The organism is Streptomyces sp. NTH33 (assembly GCF_003236365.1).
Lineage (GTDB): Bacteria > Actinomycetota > Actinomycetes > Streptomycetales > Streptomycetaceae > Streptomyces.
Map to the genome: position 1 here is coordinate 1 of NZ_POTZ01001157.1, position 405 is coordinate 405.

Below are 405 nucleotides of genomic sequence, written 5' to 3' on the forward strand. Positions count from 1 at the left end.
ACCCCGGGGGCCTCCGCGGCCGCCTTGGTGCCCTTGAGCTGCTTGACCAGGTACTTCATCTGCGCCTGGGCGCTCTGCGGGATGCGGCGGGTGAACGCCCCTTCCAGCGCGGTGCCCACGAATGGGGGTCTTCGAAGTTAGTGGGGGTCGGCGGTCGTCCGGTGCTCCTCCGTGGCCAGTCAGACGACGGTCAGCCCCTGCCCCTGCTGGGCCCGCGCCAGCCCGGCGGCCACGCAGAGGAGCATCCCGCGTGGCCGCACCCCCACTAACTTCGAAGACCCACGAATGGGGCGCCGCAGAGCGCCAAGCGTACGTCAACGACCTCGAGGCGACGCAGCGCTCGGTTCACGCCGTAGCCACCCGAGCACGCCCCCGGGTGGACTTGGAGCCAGGAGACCTGAGTCG

General features: G+C 70.9%; 1 pseudogene. It reads right to left on the reverse strand.

What is annotated here, in order from left to right:
• Window positions 1–119: pseudogene (locus C1I97_RS42385) on the reverse strand (telomere-protecting terminal protein Tpg); the annotation flags it as partial.
• Between the last annotated feature and the right edge of the window lie 286 nt (window positions 120–405).